Genomic DNA, 19,188 nt, shown 5'->3' on the forward strand with positions numbered 1-19,188 from the left:
CACCTATAAATTTTCTATTTCCTTAAATAATTCCTCAAGAAGTTTATTTTCATCTACCTTCTTTATTATCTTACCTTTTTTAAATATAATTCCTACTCCGTTTCCTCCTGCAATTCCAATGTCTGCTTCTTTTGCTTCTCCAGGACCATTTACAGGACACCCCATAAGTGCTACTTTAATATTTTTATTTATAGAATATAGCTTATCTTGAGCTTTCTCCACCATATCTATAAGATTTATTTTTGTTCTTGCACAAGTTGGACAAGATATTATTTCAATGCCCTCTTTTAATAATCCTAATGATTTTAATATCTCTCTTCCAACTTTTACTTCTTCTATAGGATCTGCAGTTAATGAGACTCTAATTGTATCTCCTATTCCCATAGCCAAAAGTGAACCTATTCCAACAGATGACTTTATAGTTCCGTTAAACGAAGGACCTGCTTCTGTTATTCCAAGATGAAGCGGATAGTCGCTAAATTCTGAAAATTTTTTATAAGAATTTATTGATAAATTTACATTACTTGCTTTCAATGACACTTTTATATCGTAAAAAGACATAGATTCTAAAATTTCTATTTCTTCTAATGCACTATAACAAATAGAATTTTCATTTACACCTTTATACATATCTATAAATTCTTGCTTTATTGAACCGGAATTCACGCCAATTCTAATTGGTATATCATGATACTTACAAGCTTTAACTACCTCTTCTACTTTCCATTTTGCTCCAATATTCCCGGGATTTATTCTGAGACAATCTATTCCATTTTCGGCAGAGGCTAAAGCTAATCTATAATCATATTGTATATCTGCAATAGTTGGTATTTTTATTCCATTTTTAATTTTTCTTATAGCACTTGCATCTTCTAAGTCATTCACAGCAAATCTAATTAAATCACACCCATAGCTTTCAAGTAAATTAATCTGACTAATAGTAGAATTTATATCTTTAGTTATAGTATTAGTCATAGACTGTACACTAATAGGTGCATCTCCACCTATCAATACATTTCCTACTTTAATTTGTTTTGTTTTTTTTCTATCAATCACATAATCACCCAATTATTTTTTTATTACATTCCATAAATTCATTCTTGCTAAATCTCCAAACAAAGTTATATATAACATCAAAAATAGCAAAAATGAAATTCCTATTAAACTAAGTGTATTTTCAATTTTTTCATTAATCTTTTTACCTATTAGTTTTTCTATTATTAAAAACAATAACTTTCCTCCATCTAATGCCGGTATAGGTAATAAATTAACGACACCAAGATTTGCACTGATTATACCAATCATCTTTAATAAATAAACCATACCAAGAGATGTAGCCTGTCCAATTACAGAAATTACTCCTACAGGACCGGACAACATTGTAACATCAACATTGCCTTTAAATAATAATTTAATAGTCATAAATACATCTTTTATAACTTGAATTGTATCTAGAAAAGAATATTTTATCGCATTAGAAATTGACTTTTCATAATTAGGAGTTATTCCTATTTGAATTCTTCCGTTGTTACTTTTAGCTATAACATGCTTTACTAATTCATTATGATTTCTAGTTATTTTTATTCTAATATCAGAGTTTTCCTTTGAATTAGAAATATTAAATACAATATCTTCCCAATTTTTAGTAGGAATATCATTAATTTCTATAATTTTATCCCCTGCATATAATCCTGCATGATATGCGGAAGAATTGTCTACAATACTTCCAATAGTATTAGTAGGGGTTCCTACAATAACTGCTACAATAAAAAAGGCTATAACGGCAAGGATAAAATTCATACAAACTCCTGCTACAACTACAGCCATTCGTTTAAACACATTGACATTATTAAAACTTCTAGGATCATCAGAACGTTCATCTTCACCTTCCATGGCAACATATCCTCCTATTGGAAGGATTCTAATAGAATATTTGGTTTCCAAGCCTTCTTTTTGAAAAATTTTAGGTCCCATACCTATAGAAAATTCATTAACCTTTATTCCAACCATTTTAGCAACTGAAAAATGACCCAACTCATGAAGAGTTATAACGAGCATAAAAACTATAATAGAACCAATTAAAGTGTTCATTGTTTGCCTCCTAATAAAGAACTGTAATAAAATATAACATATACACTATTGGAATAACGGTTATTATACTATCAAATCTATCCATTATTCCTCCATGTCCGGGCAATAATTTACCATAGTCTTTAATTCCAACTACTCTTTTTATCTTTGAAGCTATTAAATCTCCTATTTGCCCGGATATAGATCCTATTATAACAAAAATGAATGATACAATATTTATACTTATACCTGTAATATAAAAATAAACTAAGCTTAAAATTAAACATCCAAGTATCCCGCCAATAGAACCTTCTATTGATTTTTTAGGACTAATTTTTTCTATAAGTTTATGTTTGCCGAATTTCGATCCTACAAAATATGCAAATGTATCTGTGCTAAATGCTATTATAAAAATAAGATATAGATATGGAGTATTTTCAAATTCAAGCATTAAGCTAAATAAATATGGTACATATATAAATGTTAATATAGTATATGCTACATCATTTAAATTATATCTTTCACTGAATAAAGTAAAAATAAATGATAGCAACAATGTAATTACAACGCTAAATTCTAATGAGAACCCAACTAATTCAAATACAAAAATAGAAAATATTCCGATTAATATTACTAAAAAATTTATATTTATGTTAATTTTTTTATAAGCATTATACATTTCATAAGAGCCCAACATCGAAATTAAAATTAACGCAATTCTTAAATAATTTCCACCAAAATATAAAATTAATCCTAATATTATTAATCCTACAACTCCAGTTATAAGTCTTTTTTTTAATTCAGACAATTATAATCCACCAAACCTTCTATTTCTATTTTGATAATCAATTATAGCTTCATACAGTACTTCTTCTGTAAAATCAGGCCAAAGAATATTTGAAAACCAAAATTCAGCATAAGCCAATTGATAAAGCATAAAGTTACTAACTCTTAATTCTCCGCTAGGCCTTATTAAAAGATCAAGCTCATTTTGTCCTTTAGTATATAAGTAATTTGAAAATAATGTTTCAATATCATTAATAGCTATCTTTTTATTTAAAACATCTTCACATATTGCTTTTGTAGCCATTATAATTTCGTCTCTTCCGCCATAATTTAATCCAATATTTAATATCATTTTATCATTATGCTCTGTTAATGACAATGCTCTATTAATTTCTTTTTGCACTTTAAGCGGTAACTTTGAAATATCTCCAAGTACATTTATTTTTACATTATTTTCCATAATTTTATCTAATTGAGATTTAATAAAAATAACTAATAAATCCATTAATTTAGATATTTCTTCTTCAGGTCTTTTCCAATTTTCAGTAGAAAACGCATATAATGAAAGAGACTTGATTCCTAAATTATAGCAAGCTTCTACTATTTCTATTACTCTTTTACTACCTTCTTTATGCCCAAAATATCTAGGTAAATTTTTATTTTTAGCCCATCTCCCATTTCCATCCATTATTATTCCTATATGATTGGGAATTAAATCTAATTTAATATTATCTTTTAAAGTCATATTATCCCCTTTATAAAAAAAGGACCTCACAGGTCCTTTTTTATATTTCCATTAATTCATCTTCTTTAGACTTTGTAATTTTATCAAGTTCTTCTATATACTTGTCTGTAAGCTTTTGAATTTGTTCTTCTCCATCTTTTCTGTCATCTTCAGAAATTTCTTTAGATTTTTCAAGTTTTTTAACTTCATCTATGGAATCGCGTCTTATATTTCTGATTGCAACTTTTGCATTTTCACCATTTTTCCTTACAATTTTAGTAAGTTCTTTACGTCTTTCTTCTGTAAGGTGAGGAATTAATAATCTTACTATTTTACCATCATTTGAAGGAGTAATACCTAATTCAGATTTTAATATAGCCTTTTCAATAGCTGGTATTAAGCTTGCATCCCAAGGAGTAATTGCAAGAAGTCTAGGCTCTGGAGCAGATATACCCGCAACTTGATTAAGAGGTGTTGCTTGTCCATAATAATCTACTGTTATTTTATCTAATAAAGATGGATTAGCTCTTCCCGCTCTAATACTTTGAAGATCTTCTCTGTAAACAGATATGGTTTTTTTCATTTTTTCTTCAGCATCTTTTTTTATTTCAGGTATCATAATGTCCTCCTTATTTTACATTAGTTCCAATATCTTTTCCATTAACAACATCTACTATTGATGAAGGTTCATCTATTCCAAAAACAATTAAAGGAATATTATTATCCATACAAAGTGATGTTGCTGTAGAATCCATTATTTTTAATTCTCTACTAAGTATTTCAAAATATGAAAGTTTTTCAAATTTTTTTGCATTTTTATTAAACTTAGGATCAGAATCATATATACCATCTACACCTTTTTTTGCTAAAAGTATTACGTCTGCATCAATTTCAGCTGCTCTTAATGCAGCGGTTGTATCAGTAGAAAAATACGGATTTCCTATTCCTGCCGAAAATATTACAACTCTTCCTTTTTCCAAATGACGTATAGCGCGTCTTCTTATATATGGTTCAGCTACTTCTTTCATTTCAATTGCCGTTTGAACTCTGGTTGGAATACCCATTTTTTCAAGCGCATCTTGAAGAGCTAATGCATTCATCACTGTTCCAAGCATACCCATATAGTCAGAAGTTGTTCTGTCCATATTAACAGCATCTCTGCCTCTCCAAAAATTACCGCCACCGACTACTATGCTTGTTTCAACTTCCATATCATGTATCATTTTTATTTGTGAAGCTATAGAATTTATAGTTTCTATATCAATGCCTATGCCTTTTTGTCCTGCCATAGCTTCTCCACTTAACTTTAATACTATCCTGCGATATTTTGGATTCATAAAACTCTCCTATTTATTTACCAATTTGTTTTGCAACTTCTTCTGCGAAATCTTCTTCTCTTTTTTCTAAGCCTTCTCCTACTTCGTATCTTACAAATCTTCTTATTTTTAAATTTTCACCTATCTTAGCTGCTAAATTGTTTAATACATCTTGGATTTTTAAATCCGGATCTTTTATAAACTTTTGATCAAGTAGAACTATATCTTCATAGAATTTTTCTAATCTACCTTCAACCATTTTTTCTACAATTTTTTCAGGTTTACCTTCATTTAATGCCTGTTCTTTTAAGACTTCTCTTTCGTGCTCAACTTCTTCTGCAGGAACTTCTTCACGTGTTACATATTTTGGTGAAGCAGCTGCAATTTGCATAGCAACATCTTTTACAAAAGCTTTAAATTCATCATTTTTAGCAACAAAATCTGTTTCTGAATTAACTTCTACAATTACACCAATTCTTCCACCATGAATGTATGAATCTACAATACCTTCTGAAGCTATTCTATTAGCTTTTTTAGCCACACTTGCAAGCCCTTTTTCTCTTAGATAGTCTACTGCCTTATCTAAATCTCCATTTGTTTCTACAAGAGCTTTTTTACAATCCATCATTCCTGCAGAAGTCTTATCTCTTAATTCTTTAATTAACGCTGTAGTTATATTCATAATTTACCTCCTATTATAAAAAGAGAGTTTTAAAGGTTTAGCTTTAGAACTCTCCAAAATATTACTCTTCTTCTTTTTCTATGACAGGTTGCTCTTCTTCAGATACTTTTACTTCTTCATTTTCAGAATAATCTTGAATTTGAGCGCCTTGCTTTCCTTCCAATACTGCATTTGAAATTGTTTCTGTAATAAGCTTTACAGCTCTTATAGCATCATCATTTCCTGGAATTGGAAAATCTATTTCATCAGGATCGCAGTTAGTATCAACAATTCCCACTACAGGAATTCCTAATATATGAGCTTCTTTTACAGCTATTCTCTCTTTGCGAGGATCAACTATAAATAAAGCATCTGGAACTCTATCCATATCTTTTATGCCACCTAAGAATTTTTCCAATCTTTCTCTTTCGTGTCTTAATTGAATTACTTCCTTTTTAGGTAAAACATCAAAAGTTCCATCTGTTTCCATTTCTGTTAATTCTTGTAATCTGTCAATTCTTTTTCTTATAGTCTTATAATTTGTCAAAAGACCACCTAGCCATCTTTGGTTTATAAATGGCATTTCACATTTCTTTGCTTCTTTTTCAACTGCATCTTGAGCTTGTTTTTTAGTTCCTACAAATAAAATCTTGCCACCTTCTGATGACAACTCTCTGATGAATTCATATGCTTCATCTACTTTTTTGACAGTTTTTTGAAGATCAATAATATATATACCGTTTCTTTGTGTAAAGATGAATCTGCTCATTTTAGGATTCCATCTTCTTGTTTGATGTCCAAAATGAACACCGGCTTCTAATAAATTCTTCATTGATATTACTGACAAAATATCCACCTCCGTTTTTATTCCTCCACTTTTATCTCTTGATTTAAGTACATATCAGCAACTCTTAAATCATCAAAAAGTGTGTGTTTTAATTTACCGCATATAAGTATAACATATTAATATTTAACAATCAAGAAATTTATATAATAATTACATATAAAATAAATAAAAAAACCTGTTATTAAACAGGTTTAATAATTCAATTCTTTTGAATTGTAAATTGCAAATGATAATAATATAAATATTGCAAAAATAGCTAAATTAATACCTACGCCGACTATAGAAATATTAGATACTAAAAATCTAAACGGTTTAAATACTTCAAGCGCAAAGAAGTCTACAATCGTAAAGAACATAGCACCATAAATTTTACCAATAATTACAATTACTACAGTTATTAAAACAAACAATACACTCGTAGCATCTGATAGTGTAGTATTATTTGAAATTGCACTGAAAAAATATCCTATGGACATATATACTAATCCACTTAATAGCATTGCAACAAATATTCTAACTATATCTATTATTATAGCTTGTAGACTTATAGCAACCTCCATAGGAATGACATATAATAGCCCTATAGTAAGTGCTGCCAATAAAACTAAAAATATAAAATAAACTAATACATCCGATAACAATTTTTGAATCATAATTTCAGATCTTGAAATAGGATTGCTATAAATATATTGAATACTTCCGCTACTTTGTTCCTTAGATAAGGAATTAGCTCCAAGCTGCATGGCAAATATAACCACTAAAACTGCAATATATTGATATATAAATGCAATATATTGGCCAAGCTCAGTGTAATCTATATTTTCATCAAAACCTAAAATATTTTTAAAATTAGGATTTAATGAAGAAACAAATCCGTCAAACATACTTTTCATATTTATATCAAGCATCATAGGATAATACAAAGCTAATAATAATCCAACTAATATGAATAAAACTATTGTCCATGCCACAAGTTTTCCAATATTAGATTTAAATTCTCTAGAAAAAATCATATTATGCCTCCTCGTTAAAATAAGCTAAAATCTTATCATATAATGATGAATTTTCAATACTGTAATTATCTATGCATGATTCAGCGATTACCCTGGACAATATTTTCATATCCTTATCATAATATAATATTTTATCTTTATTTTCATCTTTAATTATTTTGGCTCCAATATTTACAAATGGACTCAAGTCATTTAAAGGACTGTATATTTTTATAATTTTATCATTTGCAATCTTATCGCTTAAAAACTCAACTTCTTTTATTTGTCCATTATATAAATATGCCGCTCTATCACAATATCTTTGTGCTTCAACAAGAGATTGAGTTAAAATAAAAACAGTAAGACCTTCGTCAACTTTTAAGGTATTTAAATACTCAAATAACTTTCCAACTTGATTTGAATTTAAATATTTTGATGGTTCATCAATTATCAAAAGTCTTGGTTTGGTTATTAATGCATTTATTATCAAAAAGAGTTTCTTTTCATTTTCATTCATTTCAAGTAACCTTAACCTGGAATTAAGATTGAAATATTCTGTAAGAGTAGCTATGTCATCAGTATTTTTTAAATTATGCAATGACAAAGTTCTTTTTAGCATTGTACTCACTTTAATATTTTCTTGAAAAATTATATCTTCAGGTATTATACTGACACTTTCTTTAATATTCTTAGAATCTCTTACACAATCCATGTCATAAATTGTAGCCTTTCCCTTAGTAGGTTTCAGAAAATTAAATAAAATTTTTGAAAGAGTCGTTTTACCGGAACCTTCCAACCCCAATAACGCAAAAAATTCACCATCTATAACTTCTAAATTAAGATCTGAAAAAATTCTTTTTTTGCCCATTCTCTTAGTTAATTCACTAATAACTATGGCACTCATACAAATTCACCTCTTCATATTATATATATACAATTATACTATAATGTTGCCATAAAACCAATATTTATATAACTTTTATTATTGGGTATTATTAATCTTTATGATATAATATTAGCCTATAAAATAATAAATGAGGCGATTAGATGAAATTAGGAATAGTAGGACTTCCAAATGTTGGAAAATCTACTCTATTTAATGCATTAACAAAAGCCGGTGCAGAAGCTGCTAATTATCCTTTTGCTACAATTGAGCCTAATATCGGAGTAGTAAATGTTCCAGACGAACGCTTAAAAGTATTAAGTGAAATGAGCAATTCAGATAAGACAGTATATACAAATATAGAATTTTTTGATATTGCCGGATTGGTTAAGGGTGCAAGTAAGGGTGAAGGACTCGGAAATCAGTTCCTATCAAACATAAGAGAAGTAGATGCCATAGTACATGTTGTAAGATGCTTTGAAAATGAAAATATAATACATGTTGATGGAAGTGTAGATCCGTTAAGAGATATTGAAAATATAAATTTAGAACTTATTTTCTCTGATCTTGAACAAATTGAAAAAAGATTATCTAAAACAGAAAAACAGTTAAAAGGTGATAAAAAACTTCTTCCGGAAGTAGAGCTTTTAAAAAAATTAAAAGATGTTCTTGAAAAAGGTAAACCTGCAAGAAATGTAAAATTAAGTGAAGATGAAGAAAAGCTTATAAAAAATTATGCTCTATTGAGTTCAAAACCAATAATATATGTTGCAAATGTTTCTGAAGATGACATCTCATCTAACATTGACGAAAATAAATTTGTAAAAAAAGTAAGAGAGTATGCTACATCACAAGGTGATGAAACCGTTGTAATCAGTGCTGCTATTGAAGCAGAAATTCAATCTTTGGATGATGATGAAAAAGAAATGTTTTTAAAAGAACTTGGTCTTGATAGCTCTGGACTTGATAAACTAATAAAATCAAGCTATAAATTACTTGGATTAATTAGTTTCTTAACTACAGGACCTATGGAATCAAGAGCTTGGACAATTATTAAAGGTTCTAAAGCTCCTCAGGCTGCAGGTAAAATTCACTCTGATATCGAAAGAGGATTTATAAAGGCAGAAACTATATCCTATGACGATTTAATAAGCTGTGGATCAATGGCATCGGCTAGAGAAAAAGGGCTTATACGAAGCGAAGGTAAAGAATATATAATGCAAGATGGAGATGTTGTAGTCTTTAAATTTAACGTTTAAAAATATAAAAGCAGCTTTATAAAGCTGCTTTTATATTTTTAGTAATTTATCTATTAATTTAATATTTACTTCTTTATAACTGTGCGGCTTGAATGCCGGAATATATTCTTTATCAATCATTACTCCCCTTATTCCTTCTTTCATATTTCCAATTTCATAACAATATTTTAATAATTTTAAATCTAACATATATGTGTCTAAAATAGAAATATTTTTACATTTAAAATATTTTAAAAATGTCATTTGCAAAGATAAAGGACATTTATTATTTAATTCATTTAATGTATCTATGGAGAATTTATCATTGCCCTCTTTTAAAGAATTAAAAATATCACTTAATTCATTTTTATCAAAATGATTATTAATCTTATCAGAACTAATGCTCAAATCAATATAATCTTCCTTGATTTTATATTTTGATATTATATGTTTTGCATTAAAAACCATTTCATCAAAACTTAAATTTTTAAAATCAAATTGTTCTAACTCTATCTCTATATTTCTTATGCTGCTATTTTTTATATAAAAATCTGCAATATTAAGTTTTGTTAAATCTGATCCAAATAATATATTTCCAAGTAGGGAAATATATAATGCTAATGGTTTTTCAATTTTAGAAAAATAATATCCAACTCCAACATCAGGTATCATTCCAAGTCTTGTTTCGGGCATAGCCCATTTTGTAGTATCATCTGCAACAACTATACTGCTTGTAATAGAAAGACCTACTCCTCCACCCATTGTTATTCCTGATATAAAAGATATTATCGGTTTTTTTGAATTAAATAATAAATAATCAAGTTCAAATTCTTCTTCAAAGAAAAACATAGGACTGTTATTATTTATAATATATTCCTTATACAAGGTTACAATGTCTCCGCCTGCACAAAAATTTTTATTATTATTTCCTTTTAAAACTATAATTTTTACATTGTCATTTTTTATAAAGTCACAATATTTTTCTCTTAATTCTCTAATCATATCAATATTTAAAGCATTTAATTTTTTTGTTCTGTTTAAGATTAAATACCCTATATTATTTGATATTATTTTATTTACATACATTCAATTTCCTCTTTTGGTATGCCTGAAGGGATTCGAACCCCCAATCTTCAGCTTCGGAAGCTGCTGCTTTATCCAATTAAGCTACAGGCACAAAACGCTCTATAACACTAAAATTTGTTATAGAGTTTTATTGCCTCATTATATTTATTCTTTATTTCTTTGGTTTTTTCAAAATTAAAATAAATTCCCTTATAATTTTGAATATCCAGCTCAAAATAAGGCTTGCCACTTGCTGAAAAGTAAACTAATTTAATTGGCTTACCATTTGATCTCTCTTCAATTAGATACAATCTCTTTCTGTTGTCAGTTAAATATCTTAAAACTTGAATATTATTTTCAATTTCAAAAGTTTTGTCTAAAATATCATATCCATTCAAATAATCAATATTTTGACTATTTATATCTATTGATAGTGTCATGCAATTATACATGTCTTTTATTGTATCAATACTATAACTATATTTTTTGAAATTATCAGTGTAATTAATAGATTTTTTTTCTTCATTTACAGCATTTTTTATATCATTTAAATATAAAATATTCTTCTCATCAGGATACAATGCATTATCATATATTCCGATAAGTTCATCCTTTAAATAAAGTATATTACTTGAAAATTCTTTCATTTCTAAAGGAGTATAGGCTTCTACTTGACTTGATTTTTCTTCACTTATTTTTTCAAAAATTACATATTTAATAAAAAAATTATTAGTTTTTTCTAAATATTTGTATAGACCTATTTTCTTAAAAATTCTGTTATTATTTTCTACAACTTTCTCATTTAAATATGAAAATATTTTATCATTCATCAAAATATTTCCTATAAGAATATTACTTTTAGCTTCTTCAAGGTCCATTACTTCATCATCTCCAAAAAACGTTGCTATTAATTTCCTGTAGCTGTTCGTTTTTTCAGATATTGACTTATATCTTGATATGTCATAATTAGGTTTAAAAATTTTTAAAATATATGACTCATATCCCATTACAGAAGATTCACTGTCCGGAAGTTGTATTTTGCTATATTTATTATCTATTTCATTTATCTCTTTTACCTGCTCTTTTAATAAATCAAGTTTTGATTTTATTGAATTAATATTATCCTCTTTAAGCTTTATATCCTCTTTAAGAGTTTTATTTTTCTCTTTGTAAACTAGCTGAACTGAGTTTATTTTTTTAAAATTTATATACCCAAAATATCCCAACGCAAAAGAAGTTAACAACATAGTCAATAAAATCAAAAAAAGAAATTTATTACTTAGATTTTTCATTTTTATCACCTATATTAGTTAAAATTTCAATAACACCTTTATTTTCATAATATTGTCTTATTAAATCTCCACAATTGTTTTTTAATAAACTTAAATTTTTTGAAGACAAATTTCCTGTATTAACTCCATATTTTTCTAAGTTGCTAAATATTTCCTCAGTAGAAATGATTTGAGCATATATCTTATTTAAATTTTCATCTATATCGCTCAAATCATTTCCTATCTCATTTAAGTCCTTGGAATATAAAGCTGTTGTAAATAAAAGTAAATTGATTTCAGGATTATCATTGTTAATTGAACTTAAATATTTTATTGTACCACTCAATTTAGCATTTCTTATAAAATTTGATATTTTTAATTCAGTATATAAATTAGTATTTAAATATTCTGCTCCATTCATATTATTTAAATTTACAAGCTTAGATATAATAGCATCTAATGATTCATTTTTATAATAGTCCCCAGAATAATATTTAGAATATTTTTTTATTTCATCTTTTAGCTGCTTTTTTATTGATACATTTGCAGCTTTTAAATTTTCTATCTCAAGCTTTATTATATTTTCCTCTTTCTGAGTATAATCATATCCGTATTTAGATGAAAAATCTAAACTTAATTTTTCAAGGTTTAAATTTTCGTTATTACTTTCCGTCTTTAATTGCTCTTCAACTTTTAAAAGCTCTACAAGTTTATTATTTAGTGAAGTATTTTCTTCTTCAATTTTATGGATATTTTTGACATTTAAATAAGAATATCCACAAAAACAAGAGATGATTATCAATAAAATAATCGAAAGTATGGTAAATGCATATAAAATTTTAGATTGTTTTTTCATATCTAACACCTTTTTAATACAATAACATCAAATTTATTATTTTCATATTTAACATCAATTTTCTTAATGATATAAAAAGCTAATCCTGTAGTTAAGACAGCTATTATAAAGCTAAGAATCTGTGCATTATCAATAGAATATTTATTAAATATATTATAACTTATCACAATTCCAAATAAAAAAAATATTAAAGGAAGTCCATAAACTAATAGTATATATTTAATTACATTCTTTGAATTTGTTTCTATTTTTACTTTATCTCCAACTTTAAGTCCTAAAGTATTTTTTGCCTTTAGCACATAAAGCTTTGATTCTGCACACTTTGCATGGCAGCTTTCACAACTGGAACCACAGGCTGCCTGTCTAAAAGAATGTATTTCTACAAGTTCACCTAATTCCTTTACAACAACTCCCATCTGTTCCATTACTTCACCTCTATTCTATAACTTTTATATGAACTTCATTTAACTGTAAATCGGATAGTTCTGTAGGAGCACCAGTTAAAAGACAAGTTGCAGACTGTGTCTTCGGAAATGCTATTACGTCTCTAATATTATCAGATTTTGTAAATGTCATAACTAATCTATCAAGCCCATACGCTAATCCTCCATGAGGAGGTGCACCATACTTAAATGCTTCAAGTAAGAATCCAAATTTATCTTCAGCCTCTTCTTCTGTAAATCCTAATGCTTTAAACATTTTACTTTGAATTTGAGGATTATTAATTCTTATACTTCCGCCTCCCATTTCATCTCCATTTATTACTATATCATAAGCTTTTGCTCTTGCAAGATGTGGAGCTGTTTCAATTAAATTTAAATCTTCATCCATAGGAGAAGTAAATGGATGATGCTTAGCTACATATCTTTGCTCGTCTTCATCATATTCAAATAAAGGAAATTCTGTTATCCAAAGTAATTTGAAGTCATCTTTATCTATTAAATTCATATCTTTAGCTACTGAATTTCTAAGATTTCCTAAGCTGTCAAAAACTATGTTATTTTTGTCTGCTACAAACACTAATAAGTCTCCAATTTCAGCTTTCAATTTATTCATAATATCATTTACAACATCTTCACTTAAAAACTTGGAAATCGGAGAATTAATTCCGTTTTCTTCTACTTTTATCCATGCAAGTCCTTTTGCACCATATGTTTTTACAAAATCTTCAAGCTTTCCTATTGCTTTTCTTGAATAAAATTCAGCACCATTTTTTATGTTTATACCTCTTACACTTTTGCCTTCATCAGTACAAGATTCAAATACCTTAAATCCACATTCTTTAACTAATTCAGATATATTTACAAGCTCAAGTCCAAATCTTAAATCAGGTTTATCAACTCCGAATCTATCCATAGCTTCAGCATACTTCATTCTCATAAGCGGAAGTTCAATATCTATATTTAACATTTCTTTAAATGCATATTTTAAAAACCTCTCGTTTATATCTATTACATCATCAACCTCAACAAAACTCATCTCCAAGTCAATTTGTGTAAATTCAGGTTGTCTATTAGCTCTTAAATCTTCATCTCTAAAACATTTTGTAATTTGCATATATCTATCAAATCCGGATACCATCAAGAGTTGCTTCATTAATTGAGGTGATTGTGGAAGAGCATAAAATTTTCCAGGGTTAACTCTGCTTGGAACTAAATAATCCCTCGCTCCTTCAGGGGTAGGTTTAGTTAACATTGGTGTTTCTATTTCCATAAATCCTTCATTATAGTAAAAATCTCTTGTTATTTTATACAACTTTGATCTTGTCATTAAATTTTTTTGCATATATGGCTTTCTTAAATCTAAAGCTCTATTTTTTAACCTTGTATTTTCAGTTACATTGTCATCATCCTTAATATAAATAGGTGGAACTTCTGACTCATTTAATATTCTAAGTTCACTTGCTATAAGTTCAATCTTACCTGTTGGTATTTTATCGTTAATAGAAGATCGTTCTCTAACTTTTCCAATAACTGCAACTACAAATTCAGATCTAAGTTTTACAGCCTTTTCAAATAAATTTTTATCAACAGTATCATCAAATACAATTTGCACAATACCTGTTCTATCTCTTAAATCTGCAAATATTATAGAACCTAAATTCCTTTCTTTTGCAATCCAACCCATTAAAGTTATTTCTTGCCCAATATTAGACTCTCTTAACTCTCCACAATAATAAGTTCTCTTTAATCCTTTAATATTTTCTAACATTTGTTACCTCCATATAAAAATACCCCGTCCGATAAGGGACGAGGAAAAACTCGCGGTACCACCCTAATTAGGTAAACCTCTCTTGCTATTTTTAACGCAAATCTACGGAATATTCTACAGTAAAGTTGTCCCATTAATTTATCTATATGAACTTTCACCAACTGTTCACTCTCTACAAAAGATTCATTAATTTTTTCTAAACTATCGTATTTAATTTTATTATAATGTTCTTTAAATCAAGTGTCAAGATTAACAAATTCTGTTATTAATCTTATTTTTTAAATAATTTTCATCCTTCATTAAATTATTAGATTCTAAATAATTATATGCAAATTTTGCTCCTTTATCCATACCTTGACAGCCTGCAAATAAAACAACATCTCCCTTATCTGCCGTTTTTAATATTTCATATACAGAATTTTCTAAATTATCAAAAACTTTCACATTTATATTATATTTCTCCATTATATTCAAAAATATTTCCAGTTCTTCTTTAGATACTTCATCTTTTTTTGAAACGGTATCTTTACTCAAAGTAGCATAAAAAGTTTTTGCATCTAATTTTTTTAACCATTTTGCAGTCTCTTCAGCAGTTTCTCTATTTAGGTTTACACCTCTGTTTCCTCTTATAGCATATAACATTCTAAAATTTTTATATTTCATTTTAGATAACGTCTCTAATGTTACATCTATATTTTTAACGTTTGCATAATGATCATCAATTATCTTAAATTTTTCATCGTATATCATTTCAAATCTTCTTTCTACTCCGGAAAATGTTGATATTGATTTTTTTATAATATCTACATCAATATTTTGAACCAGTGAAATTATTATTGCAGCAACTGAATTCATTACGGATGAATACCCTGCTACAGATAAATTTATTTCAAAACTTTGTTTTTTTAATACAAAATCATTAAAATCAATATTTCTATTTACATTAAAGATATATTTCCCAAATCCTGTACTTAAATCCAATTCAGAAATTGAAAAATCATAATCATTGTTTTCTAAAGAGTATGTTATAACTCTTGCCTTAGTTTGAGTTAATAAATCCTTTATGTAATCAAAATCCATATTTAATATTGCAACTGCATTTTCAGAAGCTTCTTTTACAAGTTTTGATTTTGCTTCATAATATTTTTCAAAGCTTCCATGTTGATCTATATGTTCACGACTGAAATTATTAAATGCCACTATATTAAAATCAATATTTTTTACTCTATACAATTCTTCTGAAGAGGACGATACTTCCATTGTGACTTTTTCAATATTTTTTTTCAACATATCTCTAAAAAAAGATTGTAATTCTAAAGACTCAGGCGTTGTTAATACTGACGGAATTGTTATATCTGAATATTTAGTATATACTGTACCAATTATTCCTGTTCTGTATCCCGCATCATTATATATTTTATCAAGCATAAATGATGTTGTTGTTTTCCCATTTGTAGCTGTAATGCCTACGATATTTAATTCCTGAGAAGGATTACCATAAAAATTTCTAGAAACATTTGCAAGTTCAATTCTGGTATTTTCGACTTTTATTTGAGGAATTTCACAGTCTATAAAATCTTCTACTATAGCACAAACTGCACCTTTTTCATAAGCTTGTAAAATATATTTATGTCCATCCGTTATATATCCTTTTATAGCTACAAATAAGCTGCTTTCAGTTATAAATTTACTATTGTAACAAATTTTTTTAATATCAACATCAAAATCAATAAAATTCTTTGTATCTAATATTTCAATATTTTTTAATATCTTTCTTAAATTCATTTATCCACCTAAAAATCAAATTTTTCATATATTTTTTTCTTTACAGTAAAAATTTCGTCTTCTCTACTTAAATAATCTTTCATATTTCTAAAATTCATTATTGTTTTAAGTTTATTTTCATCAGGATAATATATTTTTGTAGAGCTGCTCATTCCAAAGCCTATAATACTATGTTTTTCTTCCATTATTAATACATTATATATCGATTCAAATCCATTTTTTGAATATCCTATATTTTCGCCATTACCAAGCATTCTTTTTTGTCTATACATATAATATGGATTATAACCTTTTATTTTAAGCTTATCTTTTGTCATTTCTATTATTGAATCTATATTCGATGAAAGCTTAATATTTTTATCATATATCTCAGAACCGTTTTTTATAGCAAGAGTATGAACTGTTATATTCTCAGGATTTAATTCTAAAATTTTATCAATACTATACTCCACATCGTTATACTTTTCTTGCGGAAGTCCTATTATTAAATCCATATTGATACTATTAAAACCAACTTTTCTTGCTAAATTATAACTATTATATATTTCAGAAATTGTATGATTTCTACCAATTAAATCAAGCGTTTTTTCTCTCATAGACTGTGGGTTTATACTTATTCTATTTACTTTATTATATTTAAGCATATCTAAAACATCAAAATTTATTGTATCAGGTCTTCCACATTCTACTGTAAATTCATCTGCAATCCCATAATATTTCAAAATGGTTTTAAGAATGCTTTCTAAATAATATATATCAATAGATGTAGGTGTTCCTCCACCGATATAAATGCTTCTCGGCGGATTTTTAAAATATTTAGATTCATTTATTAAATCACAAATTAACTTATCTACATATTTTTTTATAACATCCTTATTCAATTTTAGTGTTTGAAAGGAACAATATGAACATTTGCTCGGGCAAAACGGAATATGAACATAAATGCTATAACTGTTTTTATTAAGCGGATATATTATTTTTGATTCTAAATCCACAATATTCATAATAAGTTTTATAGATTCATCAGAAACTAAATAGGTGTTTTTTAAGATATTTTCAGCTTCAGTTCGGCTGTTTTTTTCGAGTAATTTAAATGCTAATTTAGTTGGTCTTATTCCGGTTAAAATACCCCATTTATTTTTTACTTCAAAATAATTTTCAAAATTTTCAAAAAGAATTTGCTTTATTAAAACTTTTTTATCTTTTAATGTTTCACATTTTGCAATAAAAACTTTTTTCTTTAAAAAATCACAACTTATTTCTAAAATATTTTTATCAAAATCGATATTAACAAAAATATTCCCTTCTTTTTCGTATGAAGGAAATTTTAATCTCAAAAATTCATATGCCTCATGTGCAACTGTTAAAATTTCACATACAACATTAATCATTTCTCATACTTCTTATAAATGGATTATTTTGTTTTTCGTATTCTATACTGCTTTCTGGTCCGTGTCCCGGTAAGACTATAGTGTTATCAGGTAATTGCATTAATAATTTAAGTGATTCTAAAATTGTTTCATAATCTCCACCAGGTAAATCAGTTCTTCCTATTGAACCGCAAAATAATGTATCTCCGGAAAATAAAACATTTCCAATTAATAAACATATTCCTCCCGGAGTATGACCCGGGGTAGATATAACTTTGAAATATTTATCTCCAAATGAAATTAAGTCACCATCTTTTACCAAAACATCAGCAGATATTTTATTAGGCTTTAATCCTAACACAAGATTTAATTCAGACGATCTGTCTTCAAGCATAATATTGTCGTCTCTACCTAAAAATGCCTTTACATTAAAATGTTTTCTAACATCATCAAGAGCTCCAAAATGATCAGGGTGAGCATGTGTCAATATTATCTTGTCAACCGTTAAATTTCTATCTTCAATCTCTTTTATAATAGCTCTAGCTTCTGCGCCCGGATCAATTATCACCGAATTATTATTCTTATCAAATATTATATAACAGTTAGTTTGATATGCACCTAAAGTAAGTCTGATTATTTTAAAATCCATAATTATCACCTAAAATTCTTTGTTACTGTCTAATAATATTGTAACAGGACCATCATTTATTAATTGTACTTTCATATCAGCACCATATTCTCCACCAAATGTAGAAATATTTAGTTCCTTTGCTCTTTCAATAAATTTATTATAATAATTTATTCCATCTTCAAACTTGGCAGCTCTAATATAACTTGGTCTATTTCCTTTTCTTACATCTCCATAAAGAGTAAATTGAGATACAACTAAAAGCTCTTTATTTTGATCTATAAGGCTTAAATTCATAACAGCATTTTCATCTTCAAAAACCCTTAAATTTAAAACTTTCTTAAAAATATATTCAAAATCCGAATCACTGTCATGCTCTTCAATTCCAAGCAATACTAATAATCCATTTCCTATTTCAGATATTTTTTCTCCTTCAACAGTAATACTTGCTTCTAGTACCCTTTGAACTACTGCTCTCATTTTTC

At 27.4% G+C, this 19,188-nt stretch carries 20 protein-coding genes and 1 tRNA gene; 1 reads left to right on the forward strand and 20 read right to left on the reverse strand.

Translation table 11 applies throughout. The features are described from left to right. Nucleotides 1-3: 3 nt before the first annotated feature. From ispG to M915_RS01775, 10 genes are all read right to left on the reverse strand, one after another. A complete protein-coding gene (ispG, locus tag M915_RS01730) occupies nt 4-1,053 on the reverse strand; it encodes a flavodoxin-dependent (E)-4-hydroxy-3-methylbut-2-enyl-diphosphate synthase (RefSeq protein ID WP_036729742.1) in 1,050 nt (349 codons plus the stop codon). Between the two features lie 15 nt (nt 1,054-1,068). Further along, nucleotides 1,069-2,091 carry an RIP metalloprotease RseP gene (gene rseP / locus M915_RS01735; RefSeq protein WP_009222205.1) on the reverse strand — a complete coding sequence of 341 codons (1,023 nt, stop codon included), beginning with the start codon at nt 2,089-2,091 and terminating at the stop codon, nt 1,069-1,071. Nucleotides 2,092-2,101: 10 nt separating this feature from the next. After that, the gene (locus M915_RS01740) at nt 2,102-2,878 is read right to left on the reverse strand and encodes a phosphatidate cytidylyltransferase (protein ID WP_036728792.1); all 777 of its coding nucleotides are present in this window, start codon (nt 2,876-2,878) and stop codon (nt 2,102-2,104) included. After that, complete coding sequence (locus tag M915_RS01745; RefSeq protein WP_036728795.1) at nt 2,879-3,601, reverse strand: isoprenyl transferase; 723 nt, start codon at nt 3,599-3,601, stop codon at nt 2,879-2,881. A gap of 40 nt (nt 3,602-3,641) precedes the next feature. After that, nucleotides 3,642-4,199 (reverse strand): ribosome recycling factor, encoded by a 558-nt coding sequence (gene frr, locus M915_RS01750; protein ID WP_036728797.1) that lies wholly within the window; start codon nt 4,197-4,199, stop codon nt 3,642-3,644. A 10-nt stretch (nt 4,200-4,209) separates the two neighbouring features. Beyond that, nucleotides 4,210-4,917, reverse strand: a complete 708-nt coding sequence (gene pyrH / locus M915_RS01755) for a UMP kinase (RefSeq protein ID WP_009222201.1) — start codon at nt 4,915-4,917, stop codon at nt 4,210-4,212. A 13-nt stretch (nt 4,918-4,930) separates the two neighbouring features. Continuing rightward, nucleotides 4,931-5,578 carry a translation elongation factor Ts gene (tsf, locus tag M915_RS01760; protein ID WP_009222200.1) on the reverse strand — a complete coding sequence of 216 codons (648 nt, stop codon included), beginning with the start codon at nt 5,576-5,578 and terminating at the stop codon, nt 4,931-4,933. Nucleotides 5,579-5,639: 61 nt separating this feature from the next. Then, nucleotides 5,640-6,404, reverse strand: coding sequence for a 30S ribosomal protein S2 (gene rpsB, locus M915_RS01765; protein WP_036728800.1), 765 nt, complete (start codon nt 6,402-6,404; stop codon nt 5,640-5,642). Nucleotides 6,405-6,595: 191 nt separating this feature from the next. Beyond that, complete coding sequence (locus tag M915_RS01770) at nt 6,596-7,417, reverse strand: ABC transporter permease (RefSeq protein WP_009222198.1); 822 nt, start codon at nt 7,415-7,417, stop codon at nt 6,596-6,598. 1 nt (nt 7,418) lies between these two features. Further along, entirely contained in the window at nt 7,419-8,300 is an 882-nt protein-coding gene (locus tag M915_RS01775; protein ID WP_036728803.1) for an ATP-binding cassette domain-containing protein, read from the reverse strand. A 143-nt stretch (nt 8,301-8,443) separates the two neighbouring features. Here M915_RS01775 and ychF point away from each other — a divergent pair, with 143 nt between their 5' ends. Beyond that, complete coding sequence (ychF, locus tag M915_RS01780; protein WP_036728806.1) at nt 8,444-9,538, forward strand: redox-regulated ATPase YchF; 1,095 nt, start codon at nt 8,444-8,446, stop codon at nt 9,536-9,538. 30 nt (nt 9,539-9,568) lie between these two features. On the opposite strand, the gene M915_RS01785 is transcribed toward ychF, so the two are convergent. From M915_RS01785 to dtd, 10 genes are all read right to left on the reverse strand, one after another. Further along, entirely contained in the window at nt 9,569-10,603 is a 1,035-nt protein-coding gene (locus M915_RS01785; RefSeq protein WP_036728808.1) for an enoyl-CoA hydratase/isomerase family protein, read from the reverse strand. Nucleotides 10,604-10,617: 14 nt separating this feature from the next. Then, nucleotides 10,618-10,694: transfer RNA gene (locus M915_RS01790), tRNA-Arg, on the reverse strand. Between the two features lie 16 nt (nt 10,695-10,710). Beyond that, a complete protein-coding gene (locus tag M915_RS01795) occupies nt 10,711-11,874 on the reverse strand; it encodes a hypothetical protein (RefSeq protein WP_036728811.1) in 1,164 nt (387 codons plus the stop codon). Further along, nucleotides 11,858-12,709: a hypothetical protein gene (locus M915_RS01800; RefSeq protein WP_036728813.1), complete on the reverse strand. Its 852-nt coding sequence runs from the start codon at nt 12,707-12,709 to the stop codon at nt 11,858-11,860. The genes M915_RS01795 and M915_RS01800 overlap by 17 nt, the downstream gene beginning before the upstream one ends. 2 nt (nt 12,710-12,711) lie before the next feature. Further along, complete coding sequence (locus M915_RS01805; protein ID WP_036728816.1) at nt 12,712-13,134, reverse strand: SoxR reducing system RseC family protein; 423 nt, start codon at nt 13,132-13,134, stop codon at nt 12,712-12,714. Nucleotides 13,135-13,144: 10 nt separating this feature from the next. Continuing rightward, the gene (aspS, locus tag M915_RS01810; protein WP_036728819.1) at nt 13,145-14,920 is read right to left on the reverse strand and encodes an aspartate--tRNA ligase; all 1,776 of its coding nucleotides are present in this window, start codon (nt 14,918-14,920) and stop codon (nt 13,145-13,147) included. A gap of 249 nt (nt 14,921-15,169) precedes the next feature. Further along, complete coding sequence (locus tag M915_RS01815; RefSeq protein WP_036728822.1) at nt 15,170-16,705, reverse strand: Mur ligase family protein; 1,536 nt, start codon at nt 16,703-16,705, stop codon at nt 15,170-15,172. Nucleotides 16,706-16,713: 8 nt separating this feature from the next. Next, nucleotides 16,714-18,096 carry a coproporphyrinogen dehydrogenase HemZ gene (gene hemZ, locus M915_RS01820; protein WP_036728823.1) on the reverse strand — a complete coding sequence of 461 codons (1,383 nt, stop codon included), beginning with the start codon at nt 18,094-18,096 and terminating at the stop codon, nt 16,714-16,716. Further along, nucleotides 18,089-18,724: an MBL fold metallo-hydrolase gene (locus M915_RS01825; RefSeq protein WP_036728826.1), complete on the reverse strand. Its 636-nt coding sequence runs from the start codon at nt 18,722-18,724 to the stop codon at nt 18,089-18,091. The genes hemZ and M915_RS01825 overlap by 8 nt, the downstream gene beginning before the upstream one ends. A gap of 9 nt (nt 18,725-18,733) precedes the next feature. Next, nucleotides 18,734-19,183 carry a D-aminoacyl-tRNA deacylase gene (gene dtd, locus M915_RS01830; protein ID WP_036728828.1) on the reverse strand — a complete coding sequence of 150 codons (450 nt, stop codon included), beginning with the start codon at nt 19,181-19,183 and terminating at the stop codon, nt 18,734-18,736. Between the last annotated feature and the right edge of the window lie 5 nt (nt 19,184-19,188).

The sequence above is a fragment of the Peptoniphilus mikwangii genome (genome assembly GCF_000468535.1).
Taxonomy (GTDB): Bacteria; Bacillota; Clostridia; order Tissierellales; family Peptoniphilaceae; genus Anaerosphaera; species Anaerosphaera mikwangii.